The following is a 6787-nucleotide window of genomic DNA, read 5'->3' as shown; positions in this document are numbered from 1 at the left end:
GCTCCAACGTGCCTGGCCTTGCCATCATGGCCGAGGCGCTGGGCAAGCCGATCCCCGAGGTCGGCACGACACGCTTCCGGCCGCCCTTTGCTCCGGTGTCGATCGGCTCGCTGGCTGCCGAGCGTTTTGGCGACCTGAAGCCAGAACGATTGACGCCGATGCATGACTGGCATCTGGCCAATGGCGCGACGATGTATTCCGCCGGCCTCTGGTACCGGCCGATGATCTATGGGCTTTCAGGCGAAACGGTCGAGCAGGCCTATGTGCGCGAAGCCAAGGCGACGCGCGAAAGCGCCGGCATCGTCGATGTCTCGACACTGGGTAAGATCGCGGTGCAAGGCCCTGATGCCGCCGCATTCCTCGACCGCGTCTACACCAACATGTTTTCGACGCTGGCCGTCGGCAAGGCCCGCTACGGGCTGATGCTGCGCGAGGACGGCCTCGCCTTCGACGATGGCACCACCTGGCGGCTCGGCGAGCAGGATTTTCTGATGACCACCACCACGGCCAACGCCGGCAAGGTGATGCAGCATCTGGAATATTTCCTCGACGTGATCTGGCCGGAGCTGAAAGTCCACGTCACCTCGGTGACAGACGAATGGGCAGGTGCCGCGATCGGCGGCCCGAAGGCCAGGCAGATCCTCGCCGCCTGTGTCACCGGCACGTCGGTCGACAACGCCACCTTGCCCTTCATGGGCATCGTGCGCGGCGAAATATCAGGCGTGCCGGTGATGATCTGCCGGCTGTCCTTCTCCGGTGAAATGGCCTTCGAGGTCTATTCCGGCGCCGGCCATGGCACCCATGTCTGGAAAGCGCTTGTCGAAGCCGGCAAGCCGTTCGGGCTGGTCACCTACGGTCTTGAGGCATTGGGCACCATGCGCATCGAAAAGGGCCATGTCACCGGCGCCGAGATCGACGGCCGCACCACGGCGCGCGACCTGCATCTCGACTGGATGCTGTCGAAGAAGAAGCCGTTCATCGGCTCGGCGATGATGGACCGCGAAGGCTTGATCGCATCGGACCGCCTCGAACTGGTCGGCCTGATCGCCCTCGATAACCGGCCGCTCAACGGTGGCGCCCACATCGTCGAGGAGGTTGACGAAGCCAATCCGCACGACTCCATCGGCCATATCACCGCCTGCTGCTATTCGCCGGCGCTCGGCAGACATATCGCGCTGGCGCTGGTCGAGGGCGGCAAGGCACGGCACGGCACGCGCGCCCACGTCTCCGATCCCTTGCGCAACCGGTTCGGACCGGTCGAGATCGTCTCCAATCACTTCTTCGATCCGGACGGGAGCCGCATGCATGGTTGAGCACCAATCCCCGCTTGAGCCGGAATTTCACGTCGGCTCGCACGGCAATTTCGAGCATGGCGTCGAGATCATCCTGACCGAGGCGAGACCGGGGTCGATCGTGCAGCTCGCCGCCTGGCCCGGCGAGGAGAAGAGGCTGATCGCAGCCATCCGCACCGTCACCGGGCTGGCGCTTCCCGATGGCGCCGGCGGCGGAGTGAGCGACGGGGTCAAGTCAGTGTTCGGCTTCGCGCCGGGGAAGTTCACCGTTGCCGACGAGGCCGAAGGGCTGGCCGCTGCCTTTGCCAAGGTGGTGACCTCGGCCATCGGCACGGTGACCGATCTCTCGCACGGCCGCACCGCCATCCGCATTGCCGGGCCGAAGGCCGAATGGGTGCTGGCGAAATTCTTCGCCATCGACTTTTCGCTGCCGGCCTTTCCCAATGGCGCCGGCCGCTCGACCGCTCATCACGACGTCTTCGCCCAGATCCAGCGCACCGGCGCCGACCAGTTCGACATCTATGTCTTCCGCTCGTTTGCACGCTCGTTCTGGAAGGCGCTCTGCCACGCCAGCGAGGAAGTCGGCTACGAGGTGCAATAGGCGGCGCCGAACGGTCGCATCGCTCCTGCTTCTGGCATCAACGCCAGCCGTTTCTGCCGCTAGAGAATCAGGCCGCAGGCGCCCATGGTGCGAAAACGCGGCCGCCCAACCGGCCCAGGGATATGAAATCCCTTGTTCAAGAGTCGGCACATTCGTTTGGTTCGAACATCTCCATGACCGCAGAACTATCCGCCGGCGCCACGGATCGCGCCGATGTGCCGGCCAGAGCCTTGCTCCTGCTGCCGCTGACGGTCGCCTGCGGCGTGTTCATGACCAGCCTCGACCAGAATGTCGTGGTGACCGCGCTGCCGGGCATCAGCGAAAGCCTCGGCCGTCCGCCCAGCCAGCTCGGCCTGCTGATCACCGTCTATGTCGCCAGCCTGATCATCTCGATGCCGCTTGGCGGCTGGGCCGCCGACCGCTTCGGCCTGCGCAACGTCTACTGCTTTGCCTTGCTGGTGTTCGCCGCCTCGTCGGCGCTTTGCGGGCTGTCCGACAACATCTGGACGCTGGTTGGTGCGCGTGCGTTGCAAGGCTTCGGCGGCGCCTTGATGGGCACACTCGGCCAGGTCGTCATCCTGTCGACTTTTCCGCGCAGCCGAACGCTCAAGATCAACATGTACATCTCGCTGGCCGGCCAGTCCGGCCCGCTGGTCGGTCCGCTCGTCGGCGGTGCGCTGACCACCTTCATTTCCTGGCGCTGGATCTTCTTCATCAACGTGCCGTTCGCGCTGGCGGCGGCAATTCTTGCCGCCTCGCTGTTTCCGACGATGACCAAGCCCGTGCGCACGCCGTTCGATTTTCCGGGCTTCGTGCTGGTCGGCAGCGGCATGGTCCTGCTGGTCTTCGGCATGGATTCGCTTGCCGCCAAGGACGCCGCGGGCGGCATCATCGCCGGCGAACTGGCGCTGGCGCTCGTCATCCTGACCATCGCCTCGGTCTACTGCCTGCGCGTGCGCAATCCGCTGCTCGATCTCAAGCTGTTGCGCATCCGTACCTTCCGCATTTCGTTCCTCACCGGCGGCGGGCTGGACACGATCGGCCTTAGCTCGGTCGTCTTCCTGCTGCCGCTGATGTTCCAGCTCGGCTTCGGGATGAGCGCGGTGCAGGCGGGATCGCTGACCTTCGTCGCCGCGGTCGGCTCGGTGGCCATGCGGTTCTTCATGCCGCGTGTCCTCAACCGTTTCGGCTTTCGCCGCGTGCTGGTCTACAACACGCCCATCGTCGCCGCCCTGGTTGCCGGCTTCGCGCTGATGCAGGCGACGACGCCGGTGTGGATCGTGCTCACTTACATCTTCGTCTTCGGCGTCTTCCGCTCCGCGCAATGGGCCTCGACCGGCAACCTCGCCTATTCCGACATCGCGCCCGAGCAGCTCGCCCGTTTCAGCGCGCTCTATTACATATTATGGCAGCTGGCGGTGGCGATCAGCGTCGGCCTGGCCGCCGCGGCATTGTCGTTTCTGGCGGGCGGCGGCCCCGCCGTCGCCGACGATTTCCGCATCCTGTTCGTGATCGAGGGCGTCATCACGCTCTGCGCGCTGCTCGCCTATCTCAAGCTGACGCCCCAGGACGGCGCCCATGTCAGCGGCCACGGCGCACAGATGAACACGGAATGAGGCTGGCTGGCTTATTCGCTGAACGTCACCCACTCTTGCAGCGGCACGCGGTCGGTGCGGAAGGCGTTTTCAGGTTTTGACGTATCTTCATAACCAAGCGCCATGCCGCAGACGACGATCTCCTCGTCCGGAATGTCGAGCACCGGCCTGATCTGCCGGTGATAGGGCGCGAACGCCGCTTGCGGGCAGGTATGCAAACCCCTGCCCCGCGCCGCCACCATGATGTTCTGCAGGAACATGCCGTAGTCGATCCATGAGCCCTGGTTGAGGCGGCGATCGATGGTGAAGATCATGCCGACCGGCGCGTCGAAGAAGACGAAGTTGCGGTCGTGCTGGGCGCGCATCTTGTCGACCTCGCGGCGACCGATGCCGAGCGCGCCATAGAGGCCGAAACCGTTGGCGCGGCGGCGGGTCAGATACGGCTCGAAGAACTGCGTGGGATAATACCGGTACTCGTCCCAATCGGCTTTTTCGGCGCGAATGCCGGAATTGAGAATGGCGTCCGATATCCGCTGCTTGCTCTCGCCCTTGGTGACATAGACCTTCCATGGCTGCATGTTGGTGCCGGATGGGGCGCGCGCCGCAACCGCCAGAATGGCGCGGATGATGTCGTCTTCGACCATGTTGGGCAGGAATGCGCGCACCGAACGGCGCGACAGGATCGCCTCGTCGACAATCTCGGCATCGCCCTCGATTCGGGGGTTATTTTCCAGCATGGGCCGTCCCTTACCCTTTGTCTCGATCGGACGTCCCCACTCGCCGCTCTCGGCGGAGCCTTTGCATGAACCGTCAAAATCGCGCAAGCAAATCTTGTGCATCCGTGAAAATCTGCTTGATTTTTTCATGAGCTTGATTTCTCATGAAATTTGCCGGTGATTTTTCATAAAGAGAGCGTTTTGCCTTCGACTACCGCAAGAACATTGCAGGGACCTGACGAACGCGTGCTGGCTGGCGACATCAGGGCCCTGCGCAAGGCGCGCGGGCTGACGCTCGCCGAGATCGGCCTGAAGCTAGGCCGTTCGGTCGGCTGGGTCAGCCAGGTCGAACGTGGCCTGTCGACGCCGTCGCTCGGTGACCTCAGGGCCTTCGCCGAACTGTTCGGCGTGCCGATCAGCCTGTTCTTCAGCCATGACGTACCTGTCGAAAGCGAGCGCGGCGTGGTCGTGCGCGCCGGCAGGCGCCGCACGCTTGGCACAAGCGAATCCGGCCTGGTGGAGGAGCTTCTGTCGCCCGATCTCGGCGGTAGCTTCGAGATGGTGCGTTCGGTCTTCGCGCCGGGCGCGGAACTGAAGGCCGAGGCGCAGCGTCCGACCGAGGAAGCCGGATACGTCGCGTCCGGACTGTTCGACATCGAGATCGGAGGTGTCTGGCATCGGCTTGGCGAGGGCGACTCCTTTCGCTTCGAAGGCAAGCCCTACCGCTGGCGCAATCCGGGTGCCGAGCCGGCAATTGTCATCTGGGTGGTTTCACCACCCGTCTATTGAGTTCAAGTTTGGAGAAGAACATGGCGGGTTTGCCGAGCACGGCGCGCGTGGTGATCATCGGAGGCGGCGCCGTCGGCACCTCCGCGCTCTATCATCTCGCCAAGGCGGGCTGGACCGACTGCGTGCTGCTTGAAAAGAACGAGCTGACCTCCGGCTCGACCTGGCATGCCGCCGGCAACGTGCCGACCTTCTCCTCGTCCTGGTCGCTGATGAACATGCAGCGCTATTCGACCGAGCTTTATCGCGGGCTGGCCGACGCGGTCGACTACCCCATGAACTATCACGTCACCGGCTCGCTTCGCCTTGCCCACTCGCTCGAGCGCATGCAGGAATTCCAGCGCGCCAAGGGCATGGGCCTCTACCAGGGTATGGACATAGACATTGTCGGTGTCGACGAGATCCAGCGTCGCTATCCCTTCATCGAGACGCATGAGCTGAAAGGCGCGCTCTACGACCCGAGCGACGGCGACATCGATCCGGCGCAACTCACCCAGGCGCTGGCCAAGGGTGCGCGCGACATGGGCGCGAAGATCATCCGCTTCTGCCCGGTCACAGGCGTGCGCCGCGAGAACGACGAGTGGGTGGTCGAGACGGCACAGGGCGAGATCCGCTGCGAGATCGTCGTCAATGCCGCCGGCTACCGCGCCGCCGAAGTCGGCCGGATGTTCGGCCGCGACGTGCCGATGATGGTGATGAGCCATCAGTACATCCTGTTCGAGGAGATCCCCGAACTCGCGGCATGGTCGAAGGAACAAGGCAAGAAGCTGCCGCTGCTGCGCGACGTCGACACCTCCTACTATCTGCGCCAGGAGAAGAACGGCATGAATCTCGGCCCCTATGAGCGCAATTGCCGCGCGCATTGGGCCACCCACAATGACCCGATGCCGGAGGACTTTTCCTTCCAGCTGTTCCCCGACGATCTCGACCGGCTGGAACATTATCTGGCCGACGCCGTCGCCCGCGTGCCGATCCTTGGCACGGCCGGCCTGTCCAAGGTGATCAACGGGCCGATCCCCTACACGCCGGACGGCAATCCGCTGATCGGTCCGATGCCTGGCGTTCCCAATGCCTTCGAGGCCTGCGTCTTCACCTTCGGCATCGCCCAGGGTGGCGGCGCCGGCAAGGTGCTGGCCGAATGGGTGACCGAGGGCCGGACCGAATGGGACATGTGGTCGTGCGACCCGCGCCGCTTCACTTCCTATGCCGCGGCGCCGGACTATTGCGTCGCCAAGGGCATGGAGATCTACGGCAACGAATACGCCATCCAGTTCCCGCGCCATGCCTGGCCGGAAGGCCGCGACCGCAAGCTGTCGCCGATCCACGATCGCATCAAGGCGCTCGGTGGCCGCTTCGATGCCTATAATGGCTGGGAGCGCGCCACCTGGTACGCGCAGGACGGCGATGACATTTCCGAGGAAGCCACGCTGACCTTCCGCCGCGACGGGCCATGGCAGCATCGTGTGCGCGAGGAATGCCTGGCCGTGCGTGACGCTGCCGGCATTTTGGACCTGCCTGGGTTCTCGCGCTTCAATCTCGATGGTCCCGGTGCCGCCGAATGGCTGAGCCTGCAGGTCACCGGACTGGTGCCGAAGCCAGGCCGCATCGGTCTCGTCTATTTCGCCGACGACAAGGGCCGCATCGTCACCGAAATGTCCGTCGTGCGTCACGACGAGAACCTGATGACGCTGATCACCGCGGCGGTCGCGCAGTGGCATGATTTCGAATGGCTGAAGTCGCGCATGCCCAAGGACGCACCGTTCAAGCTGATCGACCGGACCGAGGAATTCTCGACCC

The 6787-nt window shown here is 64.2% G+C and carries 6 protein-coding genes; 5 read left to right on the top strand and 1 reads right to left on the bottom strand.

Translation table 11 applies throughout. From position 1 onward, the window contains the following. From EN925_RS17130 to EN925_RS17120, 3 genes are all read left to right on the top strand, one after another. On the top strand, nt 1-1313 hold a 1313-nt coding region (locus tag EN925_RS17130), incomplete at its 5' end, for a glycine cleavage T C-terminal barrel domain-containing protein (RefSeq protein ID WP_245487234.1). Then, entirely contained in the window at nt 1306-1893 is a 588-nt protein-coding gene (locus EN925_RS17125; protein WP_127368929.1) for a sarcosine oxidase subunit gamma, read from the top strand. The genes EN925_RS17130 and EN925_RS17125, both read left to right, overlap by 8 nt. A gap of 173 nt (nt 1894-2066) precedes the next feature. Further along, the gene (locus EN925_RS17120; protein ID WP_127368930.1) at nt 2067-3509 is read left to right on the top strand and encodes an MFS transporter; all 1443 of its coding nucleotides are present in this window, start codon (nt 2067-2069) and stop codon (nt 3507-3509) included. A gap of 11 nt (nt 3510-3520) precedes the next feature. On the opposite strand, the gene EN925_RS17115 is transcribed toward EN925_RS17120, so the two are convergent. Then, nucleotides 3521-4225: a nitroreductase gene (locus EN925_RS17115; RefSeq protein WP_063173710.1), complete on the bottom strand. Its 705-nt coding sequence runs from the start codon at nt 4223-4225 to the stop codon at nt 3521-3523. 225 nt (nt 4226-4450) lie between these two features. Here EN925_RS17115 and EN925_RS17110 point away from each other — a divergent pair, with 225 nt between their 5' ends. Next, a complete protein-coding gene (locus EN925_RS17110; RefSeq protein ID WP_032807957.1) occupies nt 4451-4993 on the top strand; it encodes an XRE family transcriptional regulator in 543 nt (180 codons plus the stop codon). Nucleotides 4994-5013: 20 nt separating this feature from the next. Further along, on the top strand, nt 5014-6787 hold a 1774-nt coding region (locus EN925_RS17105; RefSeq protein WP_164894247.1), incomplete at its 3' end, for an FAD-dependent oxidoreductase.

Origin of the sequence: Mesorhizobium sp. M7A.F.Ca.US.006.04.2.1 (assembly GCF_004022915.1) — a bacterium.
Taxonomy (GTDB): Bacteria; Pseudomonadota; Alphaproteobacteria; order Rhizobiales; family Rhizobiaceae; genus Mesorhizobium; species Mesorhizobium ciceri.
Note: the sequence above shows the minus strand (reverse complement) of the source record. Positions and strands in the feature narration are given on the sequence as shown.